This is a genomic window from Phycisphaerae bacterium (assembly GCA_017999985.1).
GTDB lineage: Bacteria > Planctomycetota > Phycisphaerae > UBA1845 > Fen-1342 > JAGNKU01.
On record JAGNKU010000001.1, the window covers coordinates 242407 to 260652 of the forward strand.

Genomic DNA, 18246 nt, shown 5'->3' on the forward strand with positions numbered 1-18246 from the left:
CCATTTCCAGGAGAGAACGGTGCGGCGCGTGGCGCTGGGCCACGCGAGGAGGTGGTGCATGCTCGATCTGAACGGCAGTTTCAGCGACTTCATGTCATCCCTGTTCGGGTTTCTGAGCGAGTTGCTGACCGGAATTTTCAGCTTCCTGTCCGACTTCTTCAGCGGTCTGCACGTCAACATCACGTAAGCGCGATCGACGGCCGAGACCGGCTCAGCGGAACCCAATCTGCGGGCGGCACGCGTCGGCCAGTGCCGCCGGCAGAGCGTCAGCAACCTCGCGCGCCAGGTAACCCACCGGCGCGATGTCCCGCGCGCAGCGGTCCGCCGCCAGCCCGTGGCAATACACGCCCAGCCGGGCCGCGGCGAACGCATCCAGCCCTTGGGCGAGCAGGGCGGCGAGCAGGCCGGTGAGCACGTCGCCCATGCCACCGCTGGCCATCCCGGGATTGCCCGTTGCATTCACGTACGTGGCGTCGGGCGTGCTGACCACCGTCCGGTGACCCTTCAGGACAACGGTGACCCCCGCCCGCACCGCGCACTCGTGCGCCGCCGCCAGACGCGTGTTGTCATCCGCGCCACGACATTGCGGCAGCCCCAGCCCGACCCGCAGCCGCGCCATCTCTCCCGGGTGCGGCGTGATGACGGTGGCACGCGCGGCACGCGGCTGCCAGACGGCAGCCCCCCGCGCCGCAATGTTGTTCAGCCCGTCGGCATCCACCACCACGGGTCCGGCGAACGATACGAGCAGCGCCGCGACCAGTGCAGCCACCGCGTCGCTCTGCCCCAGTCCCGGACCGATTGCCAGCACGTGCGCCCAGTCGAGATTCAGTTCGACCTTGGCCGGATCGAGCGCGATCCGGCCGTCCGCATCTTCGGGCAGCGGGACCGTCATGAGGCACGGCTCGGCCACCGCCACAATGGGCTGCACCGACGCCGCGCAGTATACGCGGACCAGCCCAGCCCCGCCGCGCAGCGCTCCCAGCCCGCTGAGGACAGCGGCGCCGCTGAGTCCGCGGCTGCCGGCGAAAATGGCTACGTGCCCGGCTTGCCCCTTGTGCAGGTCCGGCGGGCGCGGTGCGCGCCGTGGCAGCGCGGTGGTGGGCGCGGGGACTTCAGGCTTCGGCGTCGTCATGCGCGGTTGGGGCCTCCGGAGGGCGTGGCGCGGCCGCCAGGCGATTGATCAGCGCGGCCTGGTAGCCGGCGCCAAATCCGTTGTCGATGTTCACGACGGACACGCCCGCCGCGCAGCTGTTCAGCATCGTCAGCAGGGCCGCGAGCCCGTGAAAGCTGGCGCCATAGCCGACGCTGGTCGGCACGGCGATGACGGGCGCCTGGACGAGGCCACCGACCACGCTCGGCAGCGCGCCCTCCATGCCGGCGACGACCACGACGACCGTCGCCGCGCGCAGTTCCGCCGAGCGCGCCAGCAGACGATGCAGACCGGCCACCCCCACGTCGTACAGCGTCTGCGTCGGCTGGTCCATCATCTCGGCGGTGATGCGGGCCTCCTCCGCGACGGGCAGATCGCTGCTGCCGGCGCAGACGATGGCGATGCGGCCCGGTCCGGGCGCGCCGTGTTGCTGGCGCAGCGCGAGCGTGCGGGACAACGTGTTGTAGACCGCGGCGGAGAACCGCTCGCAAACGGGCTGGGCAGCTTGCGGACTGACGCGCGTCGCCAGCACGTTGCCGCCCATCGCCGCCAGCTTCGCGAAGATGGTCTCCACCTGCTCGGGCGTCTTGCCCTGACCGAAGATGACTTCGGGGAAGCCGCAGCGCAGCGCGCGGTGGTGGTCGACGCAGGCAAAGCCCAGCGATTCGAACGGCAGGGTCTCCAGCCGGCGCAGCACCGCGGCCGCCGTCGTGCGCCCGGCGGCCAAATCCTCGAGCAGCTCTCGCAACACCTGTGGGCTCAGGGGCGGGCCTCCAGCCCGGCTGGTCGGATCCAGCCATCCGTCATGCGCCGCCGCAACTCGCTTCGGACCGGCGGGCACCGTAGTATACGTTTGCTGGCGATCGACGACGAGAGGAGCAGTATGAACCAGGCCGCCAACAGCAAGCCGCAGATCGAAACGGTCGAGCCACTCGGCAAGCGGGTCTTGATCCGCAAGGACGAGGACAAGAAGACGACCAAGGGCGGCATTCAGCTCCCGGGCAACATCGAGATCCCGACCATCACCGGTCGCGTTGTAGCGGTATCGGCCCAAATCGGGCGCGACGAGGATTACCCGCTGGCGCAATACGACAAGGTGCTGTTCAACCCCAAGAACGCGATCCCGGTGGATTTCGAAGGCGACAATCGGCTGTTCGTGGTGCCGGTCGAGGACATCGTGGCGGTTTTTCGCCGCGGAAAGTGAGCGCCTGGCACGCGTTCCGGGTCGCGGAGTTTTTTCCCGTCCCCCCGGGCGGGGTGACCACCCCACGGCTAGAATACCCGGTTGCGAATGGGGAGGCATATGCGCCGTGTGCGGCGCGTGTTATGATCTGGCAACAACTGGCCGCTATGGCGCCAGGTCATCTGGTTGTTGAGGGCACGCCGCGTGCTGACGGAGAAATCGAACGTCTTCGTGACCGGCGCTACCGGGCTGATCGGTGGCGAGCTGGTGCGGACCTTGGTCACGGAGCCGATCGGCAAAGTCTGGGCCCTGGTGCGCGTGCGCCAGGATGCCTCGCCTGAGCATCGGCTGGCCCACCGGCTGCGGCGTTCGAGTGGCCCGCCGCCCGGCGTGGCTGTGCGCATGCGCGCGGTGGCCGGCGACGTCAGCGTCCCGCGGCTCGGGCTCAGCGACGCGGACTATGACGAAGTGCGCCGCGAGGCCGACATCATTATCCACAGCGCGGCCGAGACGTCGTTCATCCGCGCCGCGGACTGCCAGCGCACCAACATCGCCGGCGCGCAAAACCTGATTGAATTCACGCGCTCCTGCCAGCGCCACCCGTTGCTGGTCTGCCTGAGCACGGCGTACGTGAGCGGCGTCATCGCCAACGCGTGCATCTCGGAAGAAGACAGTTGCCGGCCGGACAGCGCGCACCACAACGAGTACACGCGCTCGAAGGCGGTGGCTGAGGAGCTGGTGCGCACCAGCGGCCTGCCCGTGCTGCTCACCCGGCCGTCGATCGTGCTCAGCGCCGGCGTGCCCGATGCGGCCTTCGCGAAAGCCATCCTGGGTTTCGTCCCCGCGCTGAACGAACTGGACGCGGTGCCGGTCAACCCCGCCGCCCGAGCCGACACGGTGCCGGTGCAGTTCGTGGTGGACAGTATCATCCGCCTGCTGCAACGGCCGCGGCTGCGGTACGACTGCTACCATATCTCGGCCGGCAACGCGAACGCGGACAACTACGGCCAGTTGGCGCGGGTCCTCGACACCTATTATGAGCGGAGCACGCCGCTGCGGCTGATCGCTCCGTCACAGTGGACGCGCGAGGTGCACCGCCAGTACATCCACCTGCCCGAGCAGCGCCGGATCTTTGCCGCGCTGCGAAACTACCTGCCGTTCCTGAACATGAACGTGCTGTACGACAATTCGCGGCTGCGCGACGAGCTGGGTGCCGATTTTCCCCCGCTGCCGCCGCTGACGGCCTACCTCGGCGAGCTACTGCACCTGATGGCCGCGCATCATCATGGCCCGCGCCGCGCAGTGCGCGCGGCCCGCGGCTGACGCGCGTCTCCCGGCCGCCGTAACCAACTCAAGGCTCCACGCGTCGCAGAAAATACCACGTTCCCAGCGCGAAGCACGCAATCCCCAGGACCGGGGCCAGGCGGTTGAACCACCAGGCCGCGTCAAACGGCGCCGGCTCGCGGCTCCAGCTGATGCAGAACAGGACCGCGCCCAGGAGCATCGGCGCGAGCAGGCCGATCGCGGTCGCGAAGGCCGAGCTGTCGAGCAGCGCCGACCCCAGCCACGCCGCCCCAAACAGCAATACCGCAATCGCCGCAATGATGGGCAGCTCTGACACTTTCCCAGCGCGAAACGCCCAGGGCACGCTCGGCAGCCAGGGCGCCACGACGTAGATCAAAGCCAAGTTGATCAACCAGACCGCGGCGCAGGCACCGAACGCGACGCTGAACTTGCTCGCCAGAATCTGGCGGCGCGTCGGCGGCAGGTACGCCAGGAACTCGGCCGAGCGATCAACGCGCTCGCTGGCGATGGCGTTGCCGGCCAGGGCCACGACGGTCAGCAGGGATGCGACCAGGCTGAAGAAGGCGAGTTCCTGGCAAACGACGCCGGGGAGTGGCAGCAGCTCGCCGATGCGCAGCCAGCGGTGCAGATCGTACCCGCCCGCGACCGCGAACGGCATTACCAGCAGCACAGCGCCGATGAGCAGCAACAGGCGATTCGCCCGCAAATCTTTCCAGAGTAGCGCTTTCATGCCGGCACCTTCTGACCGCGCACCATGTCCTTGAACACGTCCTCGAGCCCCACGTCGACGACCTCGACACTCGCCACGGCGGCGTCGGCGCGGAGCGCGTCAACCAACGCCGGCGTGAAGCCGCGCACCGTCAGCAGCCACTCGCGGTTCGCCACGCGCTGCCAGATCGTCCCGGCCGGCGGCGCGCCCGGACGACAGCCATCGCGCAGCACCGCCCGGATACGCTTCGTGCCCGTGAGTAATTCGTCCGTCGGGCAATGCGCGAGCAGTCGCCCGTTACAGATGATCCCCACCTCGTCCGCCAGCCGCTGCACGTCACTCAATGTGTGACTGGAGAACAACACCGTTCTCTGGCGTGCACAGATCGTCCGCAGCACGCCGTCGAGAAATTCCTCGCGCATGAGGGGGTCCAGTCCGGACGTGGGCTCATCGAGGATCAAGAGCTCGGGCTCGTGCGCGACCGCGAGCAGCAGCGCCAGTTTCGCCACCATCCCCTTCGAGAGCTGCTTGATCCGTCGGCGCGGGTCCAGCTCGAAGATGTCCAGCAGTTCGCCGCAGAACTGGTCGTTCCACGTCGGGTAGAACGTCCGGCAGAAGGCGATCACCTCGGACACGCGCATCCAGCGATACATGAAGTGCAGCTCGGGCACGTAACCCACACGGTGCTTGAGCCCCTCGGCCCGCGGGCCCACGTCCTGGCCGAGCAGCCGCGCCCGGCCGGCGGTCGGCGACAGAACCCCGATGAGCATGCGGATGGTCGTGCTCTTGCCCGCCCCGTTCGGGCCGATGAATCCGAACACGCTGCCCGCCCGAACCGTGAGATTCAAATTGTCCACGGCGAGCGTGCGGCCAAAACGCCGCGTGAGACCCATCGTTTCAATGGCGGCCACTGCGGCCGGTTCTGCGTTCATGGGTCATTCCTCACTTCCGACACCTGGCCCCAGGCGCGCTCGAACAGCGCGCGCACCTGCTCTGGCGGGAGCTTGGCGCTCCGCGCGGCCCGGAGCGTCTGGACGAAGCCCGCCAGCACCGCGGCCTGCGACTGGCTCTGGGCTGAAGCCAGCCCGTCCTGCGCGACGAACATGCCCAGCCCCTTCCGCGCCTCGATCAACCCCTCGCGCTCCAGTTCGTCGTACGCCCGTTGGACGGTGTTGGGATTCACGATCAATTCCTGCGCAAGCACGCGGAGCGAGGGAATCGCCTCGCCCGGCCGAAACACGCCAGCCGCGACCGCCCGCCGGATGTACCCTGCGATCTGCTGGTAAATCGGAACGGGACTGTGGGGATCGACGCTCAAGGTCAGGCTCCATGTGAAGTAGTGCACTACCTCACTAATGCAGTATACGCACGACTTCCCGCCCGGACAAGCCCTCCACCACGATAAACACGACCGCGAACCGGTGGATTGAACCTAACATCTTGTATAGATTGAACGTATGAACACGCACCCGACCGCGATCGTGCTTCTTTCCGGCGGACTCGATAGCGCCACGACCCTGGCCATCGCGGCTGCCGACGGTTTTCGGTGTGTCGCGCTCAGCTTTCGGTATGGGCAACGGCATGCGGTGGAGCTGGACGCCGCCCGCCGGGTGGCGGAGGCCGCACGCGTCGCCGAGCACCTGATCGTCGACCTGGATCTCCGCGTGTACGGCGGCTCCGCGCTGACCGCCGACATTCCCGTGCCGAAGGATCGCGACCTGCATGCGGCCGAGATTCCGATCACGTACGTCCCGGCCCGCAACACGATCTTCCTGGCCCACGCACTGGCGCTGGCCGAAGTGCGCGCCGCCCGGGACATCTACATCGGGGTCAACGCCGTGGATTACAGCGGCTATCCGGACTGCCGGCCCACGTACATCGCCGCCTTCGAGCAGATGGCCGCACTCGCCACCCGTGCCGGCGTTGCGGGCGAGTCCGTGCGCCTGCATGCGCCGCTGCTGCGCCTGTCCAAGGCGCAGATCATCGCGCGCGGTCGTGAGCTGGGCGTCGACTACGGCCTGACGCGCAGTTGCTATGATCCCGACGATACCGGACGCGCCTGCGGGCACTGCGACAGTTGCCGCCTGCGGCTGGAAGCGTTCCGGCAACTCGGACTCACGGACCCCGCACCCTACAGTGCCACGGGAACCGACTGACCACGATTAGCGGACACCCGCACCGTACCTTCCATTTACTGCAACTGCACGCCGCGCCGCCCGATGCATGAGACGTGGCCGCGTCTCAAGTCATCACGGCACCCGCGCCGCGACGTGCGGCGGCGCCGACCGGCACGCGCGACGTGCCCTGCCGCGCCGCGCTGAGCGCGCCGGGCAGCCCCGCTGCGGCGCCACCTGCGGTCGCGCCACAGGCCGTGCCCGCCCGACCGCGCTTCGGGGCCTGGTTCAATCGCCCGCGACGGATTCTGCTGCTGCTGGCCGCGGTCTGGGTCGTGGCGGTGTTTGATCTCGGGTACACGCTCGCCGAGTCGGGGACGGCCGACTTCGTCGAGATGAACCCGCTGGCGGCCAAACTGCTGGGGGGCCCGCAGCACTTCCTCATGGCCTACAAGTTCGGCCTGCTGAGCATCGGGACGGGAATTCTGCTCGCGCTCCGCCGCCACGCCGCCGCCGAGGTCGGGTGCTGGCTTCTGTTCGGGTTCAAGCTGTATCTCGGCATCCGCTGGTACCTGTACTTCGACTGCCTGCTCAGCGACGGCGACGACGCGCTCAGCACGTTCGTGAAGTGAGCCGCGCCCATGTCGCGCCTGCACCGCTTGCCGTATACTGCTGTGCCCCGCGCAACGCCGTGACGCGCTGCGCAGCGTTGCAGCAGGTGCACAACATGGAATCCCCCGCGTCCTCGGCCGTCTTGCCACTTGAATTCCGTCAACCCCGGCAGTTGATCCGCTGGCTGGGCGTGATCGTGGCGTTCGCGGGCTGGGCCGCCTCGCTGGATCTGTTCCTGGTCTCGACGCGGGTCATGGCCAAGAGCGCGCTCTTCGACGCGGTCTGCGGCGGCGGTCCGGACAACGACTGCACCTCCGTACTGACCGCACCGCAGGCGTACGTGCCGTTCCGGACCAGGACCGGCACGATTCAGGTTCCGGTGTCGGCGTTCGGGATGGCGTATTTCGCGTGTGTCGCGCTGTGGTACCTGTTCGTCGGGCCGCCGACGCACACCGGCCGCTGGTGGCACCTAGTCATCGCGCTGTTCGTGGTGCTCGGCGTGTGGCAGTCGCTCGAGTACATCCGCATCATGCATTCTGTGCTGCACCGCTGGTGCGGCGGATGCCTCGTTGCGCACGCCCTGAATGGCGGGTTGCTGCTGCTCACCGCGCTGGCGTATCCGTGGCACCCGCCGACGCGTCCGAATGCACGCCATCCAGCCGCGCGGCTCGTGCTGGCCACGCTGACCGCCGGCGCGCTGGCCTTCGTCCTGCACCTTCTGGTCGTGGGGCTGGCGATCGCCAACTCGCTGCAGAAAGAGCACCGGGCAAGATACGAGGCGGTGCTGAACGATCCGGAGTATGTGCGGTGGGACTTCAACCGACAGCCGGTCGTGACGATCCCGCTGGACGAGGACGAGTTGTTCGCGGGCGACCCCGCCGCGCCCGACACGATCGTCGTATTCGGCGATTTTCAGTGCCATGCCTGTCGCGAGCTGCATCTGGCACTGCAGCGCGTGGTCGCGAAATACCCGCAGCGGCTGCGCGTCGCCTTCCGGTACTTCCCGCAGGATCCGGAATGCAATCCGAAACCACGGTGGAGCGCGGGCGGGAATGTTTCGGCCTGCCGCGCGGCGCGGGCCGCCGAGGCGGCGCGGATGATCGGCGGACGCGACGCGTACCTGGCCATGCGCGCGTTGCTCTGGGAGCGCCAGGACCAACTCCCGACACGCCCCGTCGCGCAGCAGGACGCACGCGAGCAGAAGCTGTTCGAAGACTGGGCCGCGGAGCTTGGCCTGGACCGGGCGGCCTTCACGGCCGCGTTCGACGGCCCCGCAGTCGCCGCCCGCGTGCAGCGCGATATCGCGCTCGGCGCGCGGCTGGACTTGTCCGCGATGCCGGTCGTGTACTTGAACGGCAAGCGCCTCCGCAACTGGAGCAAGCTCGAGGTGTGGGATCTCCTGCTCGGCGGCCCGGCACCCGTCACCACGCAACCGGCTTCCGCCCCGGCACCGTAGTGGCTACGCGGAGGCTGCGCCCAGCCATGCAACTCGACGGCCTGTTCATCGACATGTACGGCACGCTCACGACCGGCGATCGCGCCGCCGTCGAGTCGGCGTGTGCCGAGATCATCGCCGACACGAAGCTGCCACTGTCCGCGCGCGAGCTGAGCGTCATCTGGGGCGAGCGGTTCTTCGAGGCGATGAACTCCGCCAACGGGCCTGCCTTCGCGACCCTGTTCGAAATCGAGGCGCGCACGCTGGTGGAGACGATGACCGCGTTCGGCATCGACGTGGTGCCGGACCGGTACGTCAAGGGGCTGGTGGACTATTGGCGCGACCCCCCGCTGCAGCCGGAAGTGCGCGAGTTCCTCGCGCGGTGCCCGACGCCGGTCTGCATCGTGTCCAACGCGGACCGCGCGGATATCGAGACGGCCGTGGCGCGGCTGGGGCTGCGCGTCGCCGGGCTGCTGACGTCCGAGGACGCGCGCTCGTACAAGCCCGACCGCGGCATCTTCGAGGCGGCACTGCGGCAGACCGGCTGGCGAGGCGGCGCGGTCCTGCACGTCGGCGACTCGCTGCACAGCGACGTCGGGGGCGCGCTGGCGGCGGGCATACGCAGCGTCTGGATCAACCGGGCGCACCGGATCCACGACATCGGCAACCATGAGCCCGACTTCGAGTTCGCGGACCTCAAGGGGCTGCTCGCACTCGTCGAAGGGAATTGATGAACTGGGAGCGCGCCCGCGCCACGTTGGCAGCGCCGTGCGTTATCGGGCCTGGAACTCTCGCGTTGCTTTCCGCGTTCGAAGAGGGTACCGTGAGGTCTGCTGGTGATGGAAACTCCGTGTACGTTTGCCATCCCGACGCCATGCTTACTTGCTCACACCGAGGCTTGCCAATGAACTTCCGTCGTCTGTCCGCGATCTTGACCACTGTGGCCTTGTGCACACTGACCGCCGGCACCGCCCGCGCCGAAACCGACCTGCACTGGGCCGCACGCCTCGGCGACAGCACCGTGGCGGCCGCGCTGCTCGCCGCCGGCCACGACGCTAACGCGACCGAGAATGACGGCACGACCGCGCTGCACATGGCCGCCGTGCGCGGCGACGTCACACTGGTCCAGATGCTGCTCAAGGCTGGCGCGAACCCCAGCCAGCGTGACGCGCTGGGGCGCACGCCGCTGCACCACGCGGCCCTGGGCGGCAATGGCGCGCTCGTCGAGTTGCTTGTCGCCGCCGGGGCCGAGGTGAATGTTGCCGACTTGCAGGGCGACACCCCGCTGCACCTGGCCGCGCGGCTGGTGCGCTCGGACGGCGTGCGGGCTCTGCTCGCCGCCGGCGCGGACGTGGGCGCGCGGAACGCCAACGGGCAGACGGCACTGCACGTGCTGGGGGCGGACCGGCGCGACGCCGACGAAGCGCGTGCGTTGATTGACGAACTGGCCGAGGTGCTGATCGCCGGCGGCGCCGATCCCGGCGTGCAGGATCAGGACGGCCGGCGGGCCTGGCCGCGTGACGAGCAGCCGCCCAGCACCGGCCGACCGCCGTCGGGCTATCCGTCTTACGACACCATCGTGTCGACGCTCCAGAACCGGGCGACCACGTATCCGGACCTCTGCCAGATCTTCGACCTGGGCGCATCAGCGGGCAGCGCCGGCCGTCACATCTGGGCCCTGAAGATCACCGACAACGTGGCCGTGGAGGAGGACGAGCCGGAATTCAAGTGGATTGCCAACATCCATGGCGACGAGGTCACCGGCCTGGTCATGTGCCTGAACATGATCGACTACCTATTGCAGAACTATGGCACGCTGCCGCGCGTCACCGACCTCGTGAACGAAGTCGAAATCTGGATCGTGCCGACGATGAATCCCGACGGCTACATGAACAACACCCGTTACAACGTCAACGGCATCGACCTGAACCGTAATTTCCCCGAAGGCTCGGGCCCCAACCCCGACCCGAACACCACGACCGGCCGGGCCGCGGAAGTGGGCGTCATCATGAACTGGAGCTTCGCGCACTCGTTTACCCTGGCGGCGAACTTCCACGGCGGGGCCCTGGTCGCGAACTACCCCTTCGACAACGACAACATGGGCTCCGTGCCGTCGCCGACGCCGTACGAAGACCTGTTCGTCTGGATCAGCGAGCAGTATTCGCAATACAACCTGCCGATGTGGAACAGCACGACGTTCTACCACGGCATCACGAACGGGGCGGCGTGGTACGCGATCGACGGCGGCATGCAGGACTGGGACTACCGCTACATGGGCGGCAACGAGGTCACGCTGGAGATCGGCACGACCAAGAGCCCGGCCTATTCGCAGATGCCGACCTACTGGAGCCAGAACCGTGACTCGATGCTCGCGTACATGGAGACCTGCCTCACCGGCGTGCGCGGCATTGTCACCGACGCTTACTCCGGCGCACCGCTGGCCGCCACCGTCAGCATCGTCGGCCGCAACCACAACATCTACACTGATCCCGACGTTGGCGACTATCACCGCATGGCGCGCCCTGGCTCGTATCAACTCCGCGTGGAAGCGGCCGGCTATGACCCCGTGATCTATCCGGTCACCGTGGTCGAGGGCCCGGCGACGCGGCTCGATATCGCGCTGGCCGGCCCACCGCACCTGGTGGCGCCGAATGGCGGCGAGACGCTGACGGCGGGCGTGCCGACGACCGTGACCTGGACCGGCGCCCCGACGGCCCAGTTCCAGGTGCAGTACTCGGCGAACTACGGCGCGACCGGGCAGACCACCGACGGCTTTGAAAGCGGCGCGCTGGACTCGACGTACACAACGGGCGGCAACGCCCCCTGGTTCGTGACGACCGGGACCGTCCACGGCGGCACGTACGCGGCCCGCGCCGGCACGATCACGCACAGCCAGTCCACGTGGCTGACGCGCACGGCCGAGCCCGGCACGATGAGCTTCTGGTACAAGGTCAGCTCGGAGAGCGGCTACGACTACTTCAATTTCTACATCGACGGCGTGCAGAAGCTCCACCGCTCCGGCAACGTCAACTGGGTCCAGTACACGACCAGCCTCGCGGCCGGTAGCACGCACATTCTGAAATGGGAATACGTCAAGGACTCGGGCGTGAGCGGCGGCAGCGACACGGTCTGGATCGACGACTTGTCGCTCACCGGCGACGCCACGACCTGGACCGACATCATCGCCCTGACCGAGGTGGGCGCGACCGCCGCGAGCTGGACGCCCCCGGCCGAGGGCACGGACTACAAGGCGCGCGTACGGGCGGTGCTCGGCGGCGGCGGCTACAGCGCCTGGGACGAGAGCGATGGCAAGTTCACCGTCGTGGCCGGCCCGGAGTATCCGCTGGGCGACATGAACTGCGACCAGAGCGTGACGTTCGCGGACATCAACCCGTTCGTGCTGGCCCTGACCAACCCCGAGACGTACGCAGCGCAGTATCCGACCTGCCCGATCCTGAACGGCGACATCAACCAGGACGGAGCGCTCGGGTTCAGTGACATCAACCCGTTCGTGATGCTGCTGGCCACGGCGAAGTAGCCGGGCGCGGGTCCGCGCCACCGCCGGAGCGCCAATGAAACAGGGCCGCCCGCGGTGTCATCCGCGGACGGCCCTGTTCCACAAAGCCGCAGCGTCACTGACCGGCCGCGCGTACCCTACGGTTGTTTGGCCGCCGCGACGAACTCGCGCGGCCACGGCAGGTTCGCCGCCAGCTTCACGCGCACCAGCAGCAGCGCCGTCTCGAGCTGCGGATCGACCTTCGGCGCTTCGTTCGGATCCGCTTCGAGCTGCTTGATGTCATCCTCGCTCAGCAGCGGCGGGTCCTCGTTTTGCGATTTCTCATCGGCCTTCAGCGCGTCGAGCACGCGCGCCCGTTCGTCCTCGCTGAGCGCCTTGTTCTCGCCGGAACTCTGTTCGTTATGAATGATGTAGGTCTCGCGCTCGCGCTCGATGACCCGCCGCAGCTCCTTGGGCGTCAGCTTCAGCTCCCAGTCGGGCTCGACGCCCCACTGCTCGGCCTTCGGCGCCTTGTGCGGACTGCGCCCGCTGGGCAGATAGTACAGGGCCGTCGTCAGCTTCAGCTTCGCATCGTCGTTCAGCGGCCGCACGTGCTGCACGCTGCCTTTGCCGAACGTCCGCTCACCCAGGATGAGCGCGCGGTGATGGTCCTGCAGCGCACCAGCCAGAATCTCGGAGGCGCTCGCGCTGCTGTCGTTCGCCAGCACAACCAGCGGCAGATCCTTGTACGCCGCGGCCCCGCCGACGCGCTCGCGCTGATCCGACTCCACCCGCCCGCGCGTCGAGACGACTTCGCCTTCCGGCAGGAACGTGCTCACGATGTCGATCGCGACATCCAGCAGCCCGCCCGGGTTGTAGCGCACGTCCAGCACCAGGCCCTTCATGCCCTGGGCCCTGGCCGCGTCCAGCGCCTCGCGCAGCTCATCGGCCGAATCCGGGTGAAAACCGGTCAGCCGGATGTAGGCCACGCCGGCGTCCTTGTCCAACATGTAGTTCCACGCCTTCGCGTCGCCGGGCACGCGTTCCAGGCCCCGCACCGTCGGCAGGACAATCCGGCGGCGCGACAGCTTGAAGGGAATCGTCTCGCCTGTGCTGGGCCGCTGAATCGTCAGCACGACCTCGGTGCCGGCCGGCCCCATGATGTTACGGACGGCGTCGTCGGTGTCCCAGCCGGACGTGCTCTGGTCATCGACGGCGATGATCAGGTCGTCGGGGTGCACACCCGCCTCGAGCGCCGGCGAGTTTTCCAGAGGCGTGACCACCTTGAGGCGGTTCGTGCGCTCATCCATGCCGAGCTGGATGCCGACGCCCTCGAAGCCGCCCATCATCATCTTCTCGAAATCGACCGCGTCGGCCGGCCAGATCATGCCGGTGTAGTCGTCCAGTTTTCCGATCGCGCCCTCCAGGAACTCGACCACCAGCAGGCTCTCGGGGATCTCGATGCTCTCGCGATTCAGATCGTTCACCTGGTTGAACAGCCGCAGCAGGTCCTTCTGGCCGTAGCTCTTCTCCGCCTGGACCTCCTTGCGCAGCTCACCCAGCCGCTTGACGAAATGCTCGCGCAGCGTCGGGTTGCCGAGGCCGTCCATGTACTCGCGCAGCTTGGTCACGCTGGCGAGCGTCACCAGGTTGTCCAAGGCCCCGGTCGCGAGTTCCCTGAAGTCCGGCTCGCGGTAGTACAGGTGATCGATCAGCTTGACGGCCGAGCGCAGCAGACCCTTGTCGACGCGCCGGATCCGCTCCTGCAGGGACTTCTGGTCCTTGTAGGCCAGCTCGATCCGCGCATGCCGCACGGCGTTCTCGCTCGCCGCGCGCAACTCCTCGTCCTTGGGGTGAATGCGGGTCAGCAGCAGGTAGTAATTCAGGGCGTCCTTCCAGTGATCTTCCTGCTCGAGCTGCCGGGCCGTCTCGGTGGCGCTCTTGGTCAGCTCGACGACCCACGGCAGGCTCGTCAGATTGTCGCCCTCGGGGGCGTAGGGCACCGCCTGCGCGACAAAGTTCAGCGCCACAAACGGCTTCGCGTCCGCCAGCGCCTTCTGCGCCTGCTCGATGTTCCACTCGAACGTCTTGGCCTTCAGCTCCTTGCGGGAGGCGACGACCTTGTGGTAGTCCTCCAGCCAGTTCTGCACACGTCCGGCAGCCGCATCGTGCTCGGTGGTCGCCAGCCGCTCGATCGTCGCCCGGCCGGCGTCGTAGTCGCCGCGGAGGATGGCGGCGTAGGCCGTCGCGAGCGTTTCGTCCCCGGCCACGGCCCAAACCGGCGCCAGCAGGAGCCCGACGAGCAAGGCCAGACGCGCGTAACGTGCTGCCATGTACACACTTCCTTTCAAAACGACGCGGCCCGCAGGCCGCCCGTGTGCCGCTCAGCATGGGTAAAGCGCTGCTCCACCCACCTTGTACGTATTATACGACCGTGCGGATTCGCCGCCCACGTCGCAACTTTCTCATCGGCCGGCCGCAGACAAGTTCCCACAAAAAGCACGGCCGCGGTATTGTCTGCCCTCCAGCCCGCCTCCGCCCCGGAAAAACGCCCGGACCGCGACGGGCCCCGGCCTGAGAAGGCGGTTCGAGTCGCTGCCACCCGCGCGGGCCGCGCGCGGAAAATCGCGCAGGTCCCCTTTTGCGGGACCGAAAATGCGGCATGATGCCGGCATGGCAACGGCACGTCCGAACCCGTCCGGCGACGCAGAGCTCGTGCTCGGGATCGACCCCGGGCTGCAGCGCACCGGCTATGCGGTGCTTGCGCCCGCACCGACGCCGCGCGAGGGACACCTCGTCGAGGCCGGCGTCATCCGGCTGCGGCGCGAGCACGCACTCACCGCGCGATTGATCGAACTGGAAGACGCACTGACCACGCTGCTGTCGCGCCATCATCCGCAGGCGCTGGCGTGCGAGGAGCTCTACGCGCACTACAAACACCCGCGGACGGCGATCCTGATGGCCCATGCGCGCGGCGTCATCCTGGCCTGCGCCGCCCGCCACGGATTGCAGATCATCTCCATCGCCGCCACGAACGTGAAAAAGCTGCTGACGGGCAACGGCCACGCGGGCAAACGCCAGGTGCAGCTCGCTGTCGCGGCGACGCTGCACCTGCCCGCGATTCCCGAGCCGAGCGACGTGGCCGACGCCATCGCGATCGCGCTGGCCGGCGCGCGGCTGCGCTGTGCCGCGTCCGTCGTGGCCAAAGCGACGAGGAGGGCCCGCGCGTGATCTGCCGGCTGACCGGACGACTGGTGAGCGTGTCGGAAGAGACTGCTGTCATCGACCTCGGCGGCGTCGGCTACGAAGTCATGGTGCCCGCGGCGACAATCGGCGAACTCCACACCCACATCGGGCAGGACATCACGCTCTTCACGGTGCAGTACTTCGAGGGCAATCCGGCGGGGGCGCACCTGATCCCGCGGCTGGTCGGGTTCGTCACCGAGGCGGACCGCGATTTCTTCCGCCTGTTCACGAAGGTAAAGGGCATCAGCAGTCGGCGGGCGCTGCGGGCGATGAGCGTGCCGGCGCATCAACTCGCCGCCGCGATCGAGCACGGCGATACGCGCCTGCTGACGACATTGCCGGAGATCGGCAAGAAGATGGCCAGCCAGATTCTGGCCGAAATGCAGGGTCATTGTCAGGCATTCCTGATACCCGAGGCCGTGCCGCCGCCGATCGCCGAGCTGACCGACGCGCAGCGGATCGCGCTCGACATTCTCGTGCAATGGGGCGATCGCCGGGCGGATGCGCAGCGCTGGATCGCGGCGGCGGTGGAAGCCGACCCGAGCCTGAAGGTGCCCGAGGACATCGTCCGGGCGGCGTATCGCGCGAAGCAGGCGCTGTAGACGCGGCCTTTGACGCGGGATGGGAAGCAATGATGGCAAACGGGGTGTGCCCGATCTGTCGGACGGAGATGGCCGCCGGCACGGCGGTGTGCGTGGCGTGCGGCTTCAATGCGATCGAAGACGCACCGTTGCCGGGCTGGGTGCGAGAGGGCGTGGACCTGCGCACCGTGGCCCGTCGGCAGCGCCTGCTTCTGTGGTTGGTACTGGGGCTGCTCGCACTGCAGGTGTTCTTGCGCACGCAGTCGTTTAGTAATCCGCTCATGTTCACCCTTCTCGTGGTAATCCTGTTCGCTACGATGATCGGCGTCGCCGTCACGGTCGTCACCCTCATGGTCGCGCTCCGGCGACATGTGATTGTCTGCGTGCTGTACACAATCCTGATGTTCGCGCCCTGCGTGAACCTGATTGTTCTGCTGATCATCAACCAACAGGCCACCACGGCACTCCGCAAGGCCGGGCTCCGCGTCGGGCTCATGGGCGTAAAAGACGAGCAGGTCGTCCGCCTCTTGGGGCTCTACTGCTGCCGCAAGTGCAGCTACAGCCTGATCGGTAACGTCTCCGGCGTCTGCCCGGAATGCGGCACGCCGGTCGGCACGGGCCTACACGGCCCCGGCCCGACAGTGCCGGCGCGGCCGGCCCCTTAACTCGCGGCGAACAACCGGCTACCCTTTGCGCATGGCGATCGAACGCGTCTTCACGCAACCCGGCCCCGACGAAGAGCGGTTCCTGACCTCCCTCCGCCCGCAGCGCCTCGACGAGTGCGTCGGCCAGGAAGTCGTCCGCGAGCAGCTCCGCATCGCGCTCGACGCCGCCCGCAAGCGTGGCGAGCCGCTCGATCATGTGCTGCTCGACGGCCCGCCCGGGCTCGGCAAGACCACGCTCGCCCACGTCATCGCCACCGAGATGGGCGCCGCCGTCCGCGTCACCAGCGGGCCGGCGATCGCCCGCCAGGGCGACCTGATGATGATGCTCACGCAGCTCGACACCGGCGACGTGCTCTTCATCGACGAGGTGCACCGGCTCGCGAAGGTCGTCGAGGAATTCCTGTACCCCGCGCTCGAGGACTTCCGCGTCGACTACACGACCGAGAGCGGCATAGGCGGCCGGACGGTGAATTTCGCGCTGAAGCGCTTCACAATGGTCGGCGCGACGACGCGGGCCGGCATGCTGTCGGCGGCGCTGCGCGACCGGTTCGGCCTGCTGTTCCACCTCCAGTACTACACCGAACCAGAGCTGGTCCGCATCGTCGAGCGCAACGCCGCGCTGCTGAAGATCCAGGCCGACCCCGCCGCCCTGGCGCGCCTGGCGTCGCGCTCGCGCGGCACGCCGCGGATCGTGAATCGCCTGCTGCGGCGAGTGCGGGATTACGCCGATGTCCGCGGCGACGGCACGCTGACGCCGGCGGTCGTGGACATGGCGCTCGACATTCTGCAGATCGACCGGCTGGGGCTCGACAATCTCGACCGCGCGTACCTGCAATCGCTGATCAAGCACTACGACGGCGGCCCGGCGGGGATCGAGGCGATCGCGGCGACGATGGGCCACGAACGCGACACGCTCGAAGACGTGGTCGAGCCGTACCTGCTGCAGATCGGCTTCGTCATCCGCACTCCGCGCGGCCGAGTCGCCCGCCCGGCGGCGTACGAGCACCTGGGCCTCGCAACGCCGAAGCGGGCCAATAACGAGCCAGGCCTGTTCGACGCGTAAGGCATAGGCGCCGGCTTCACCACGACGGGTGAATCCACGTGAGTCAGCCGTAGTACAATGACACGATGAGAATCTCACGGCGTGGATTCCGCATAGGCGCTTGGGCAACGAGCCTGCTCGCCGTGCTGCTCTTGGCCGTGTACCCGTTCAGCTATCGCCTTTGGGTCGGCCCGTGGAGCGAGAAAGCAGGCATCGGCTGCATGATTTGCTGGCGTCAGGCGTGTTGTTACTGGTGGACCACTGGGCACGGCGAAGCGGGCCTCACTTGGTGCTACTTGCAGGCGGTGGAAGGACGACCTTGGCCATCGATATCGATCTGGGCAGAACCACGGGTGGGCTGCGTCTGCGTTCCCCTGTGGATCCCGCCGGTGCTGTCTGCGGGGCTCTCGTGCATCTGCTGGTACCGTAGCCGCGGTCGCAAGCCCGGCACCTGCCACAATTGCGGGTACGATCTCACCGGCAACATCAGCGGCGTGTGTCCGGAGTGCGGCGGTACGGTCACCAGAGACTTGACGGCCACGGATAAGCACGGATGAACACGGATTCTGAGCCGCCGGATCGGACTACGCGCCGGTTATCGTGGCGCTCGCCCCAGTATCCGGACGTAGAGCGCGCGAGGGCAGCCTCCGGTCCGAGCTGCGCATGTGGCCACCAGCGCTGTTCGATTCGGGAATCCCCCACCCCTAA

At 67.8% G+C, this 18246-nt stretch carries 17 protein-coding genes; 11 read left to right on the forward strand and 6 right to left on the reverse strand.

Features of this window, described 5'->3' with window-relative positions:
* Positions 1–211 precede the first annotated feature (211 nt).
* Complete coding sequence (locus KA383_00905; protein ID MBP7744659.1) at positions 212–1132, reverse strand: NAD(P)H-hydrate dehydratase; 921 nt, start codon at positions 1130–1132, stop codon at positions 212–214.
* Entirely contained in the window at positions 1113–1913 is an 801-nt protein-coding gene (larB, locus tag KA383_00910; GenBank protein ID MBP7744660.1) for a nickel pincer cofactor biosynthesis protein LarB, read from the reverse strand. The genes KA383_00905 and larB overlap by 20 nt, the downstream gene beginning before the upstream one ends.
* Positions 1914–2033: 120 nt before the next feature.
* On the opposite strand from larB, the gene KA383_00915 reads away from it, so the two are divergent.
* Both KA383_00915 and KA383_00920 read left to right on the forward strand, forming a co-directional pair.
* Positions 2034–2354: a co-chaperone GroES gene (locus tag KA383_00915; protein MBP7744661.1), complete on the forward strand. Its 321-nt coding sequence runs from the start codon at positions 2034–2036 to the stop codon at positions 2352–2354.
* 165 nt (positions 2355–2519) lie between these two features.
* Entirely contained in the window at positions 2520–3656 is a 1137-nt protein-coding gene (locus KA383_00920) for an SDR family oxidoreductase (protein ID MBP7744662.1), read from the forward strand.
* 28 nt (positions 3657–3684) lie between these two features.
* Here the strand turns inward: KA383_00920 and KA383_00925 are convergent, their stop codons facing one another.
* The 3 genes from KA383_00925 to KA383_00935 are packed head-to-tail and all read right to left on the reverse strand — an operon-like array spanning position 3685 to position 5665.
* The gene (locus tag KA383_00925; protein MBP7744663.1) at positions 3685–4368 is read right to left on the reverse strand and encodes an ABC transporter permease; all 684 of its coding nucleotides are present in this window, start codon (positions 4366–4368) and stop codon (positions 3685–3687) included.
* Positions 4365–5279, reverse strand: coding sequence for an ABC transporter ATP-binding protein (locus KA383_00930; protein MBP7744664.1), 915 nt, complete (start codon positions 5277–5279; stop codon positions 4365–4367). The genes KA383_00925 and KA383_00930 overlap by 4 nt, the downstream gene beginning before the upstream one ends.
* Complete coding sequence (locus tag KA383_00935) at positions 5276–5665, reverse strand: GntR family transcriptional regulator (GenBank protein MBP7744665.1); 390 nt, start codon at positions 5663–5665, stop codon at positions 5276–5278. The genes KA383_00930 and KA383_00935 overlap by 4 nt, the downstream gene beginning before the upstream one ends.
* Positions 5666–5804: 139 nt before the next feature.
* On the opposite strand from KA383_00935, the gene queC reads away from it, so the two are divergent.
* From queC to KA383_00960, 5 genes are all read left to right on the forward strand, one after another.
* A complete protein-coding gene (gene queC / locus KA383_00940) occupies positions 5805–6503 on the forward strand; it encodes a 7-cyano-7-deazaguanine synthase QueC (protein MBP7744666.1) in 699 nt (232 codons plus the stop codon).
* Positions 6504–6577: 74 nt separating this feature from the next.
* Positions 6578–7093: a hypothetical protein gene (locus KA383_00945; GenBank protein ID MBP7744667.1), complete on the forward strand. Its 516-nt coding sequence runs from the start codon at positions 6578–6580 to the stop codon at positions 7091–7093.
* 95 nt (positions 7094–7188) lie between these two features.
* Positions 7189–8529 carry a thioredoxin domain-containing protein gene (locus KA383_00950; protein MBP7744668.1) on the forward strand — a complete coding sequence of 447 codons (1341 nt, stop codon included), beginning with the start codon at positions 7189–7191 and terminating at the stop codon, positions 8527–8529.
* A 26-nt stretch (positions 8530–8555) separates the two neighbouring features.
* Positions 8556–9239 (forward strand): HAD family hydrolase, encoded by a 684-nt coding sequence (locus KA383_00955; GenBank protein ID MBP7744669.1) that lies wholly within the window; start codon positions 8556–8558, stop codon positions 9237–9239.
* 173 nt (positions 9240–9412) lie between these two features.
* Positions 9413–12046, forward strand: coding sequence for a DUF2817 domain-containing protein (locus KA383_00960; protein MBP7744670.1), 2634 nt, complete (start codon positions 9413–9415; stop codon positions 12044–12046).
* Positions 12047–12162: 116 nt separating this feature from the next.
* Here the strand turns inward: KA383_00960 and KA383_00965 are convergent, their stop codons facing one another.
* On the reverse strand, positions 12163–14337 hold the full coding sequence (locus KA383_00965; protein MBP7744671.1) for a S41 family peptidase: 2175 nt from the start codon (positions 14335–14337) through the stop codon (positions 12163–12165).
* Between the two features lie 340 nt (positions 14338–14677).
* On the opposite strand from KA383_00965, the gene KA383_00970 reads away from it, so the two are divergent.
* Genes KA383_00970 through ruvB form a run of 4 tightly spaced genes read left to right on the forward strand, consistent with a single transcriptional unit; the run spans position 14678 to position 17559 of the window.
* Positions 14678–15235, forward strand: a complete 558-nt coding sequence (locus KA383_00970; protein ID MBP7744672.1) for a crossover junction endodeoxyribonuclease RuvC — start codon at positions 14678–14680, stop codon at positions 15233–15235.
* Positions 15232–15852, forward strand: coding sequence for a Holliday junction branch migration protein RuvA (locus tag KA383_00975; protein ID MBP7744673.1), 621 nt, complete (start codon positions 15232–15234; stop codon positions 15850–15852). The genes KA383_00970 and KA383_00975 overlap by 4 nt, the downstream gene beginning before the upstream one ends.
* A 29-nt stretch (positions 15853–15881) precedes the next feature.
* Positions 15882–16496, forward strand: a complete 615-nt coding sequence (locus tag KA383_00980; GenBank protein MBP7744674.1) for a hypothetical protein — start codon at positions 15882–15884, stop codon at positions 16494–16496.
* A 31-nt stretch (positions 16497–16527) separates the two neighbouring features.
* Positions 16528–17559: a Holliday junction branch migration DNA helicase RuvB gene (gene ruvB, locus KA383_00985; protein ID MBP7744675.1), complete on the forward strand. Its 1032-nt coding sequence runs from the start codon at positions 16528–16530 to the stop codon at positions 17557–17559.
* The last annotated feature ends 687 nt before the right edge of the window (positions 17560–18246 follow it).

What these genes read in the sequence shown, in the direction of transcription:
- KA383_00905 (MBP7744659.1), bottom strand. Translation starts at nt 1,132, where the DNA reads ATGACGACGCCGAAGCCTGAAGTCCCCGCGCCCACCACCGCGCTGCCA.
- KA383_00915 (MBP7744661.1), top strand. Translation starts at nt 2,034, where the DNA reads ATGAACCAGGCCGCCAACAGCAAGCCGCAGATCGAAACGGTCGAGCCA.
- KA383_00925 (MBP7744663.1), bottom strand. Translation starts at nt 4,368, where the DNA reads ATGAAAGCGCTACTCTGGAAAGATTTGCGGGCGAATCGCCTGTTGCTG.
- KA383_00930 (MBP7744664.1), bottom strand. Translation starts at nt 5,279, where the DNA reads ATGAACGCAGAACCGGCCGCAGTGGCCGCCATTGAAACGATGGGTCTC.
- queC (MBP7744666.1), top strand. Translation starts at nt 5,805, where the DNA reads ATGAACACGCACCCGACCGCGATCGTGCTTCTTTCCGGCGGACTCGAT.
- KA383_00950 (MBP7744668.1), top strand. Translation starts at nt 7,189, where the DNA reads ATGGAATCCCCCGCGTCCTCGGCCGTCTTGCCACTTGAATTCCGTCAA.
- KA383_00955 (MBP7744669.1), top strand. Translation starts at nt 8,556, where the DNA reads ATGCAACTCGACGGCCTGTTCATCGACATGTACGGCACGCTCACGACC.
- KA383_00960 (MBP7744670.1), top strand. Translation starts at nt 9,413, where the DNA reads ATGAACTTCCGTCGTCTGTCCGCGATCTTGACCACTGTGGCCTTGTGC.
- KA383_00965 (MBP7744671.1), bottom strand. Translation starts at nt 14,337, where the DNA reads ATGGCAGCACGTTACGCGCGTCTGGCCTTGCTCGTCGGGCTCCTGCTG.
- KA383_00970 (MBP7744672.1), top strand. Translation starts at nt 14,678, where the DNA reads ATGGCAACGGCACGTCCGAACCCGTCCGGCGACGCAGAGCTCGTGCTC.
- KA383_00980 (MBP7744674.1), top strand. Translation starts at nt 15,882, where the DNA reads ATGATGGCAAACGGGGTGTGCCCGATCTGTCGGACGGAGATGGCCGCC.
- ruvB (MBP7744675.1), top strand. Translation starts at nt 16,528, where the DNA reads ATGGCGATCGAACGCGTCTTCACGCAACCCGGCCCCGACGAAGAGCGG.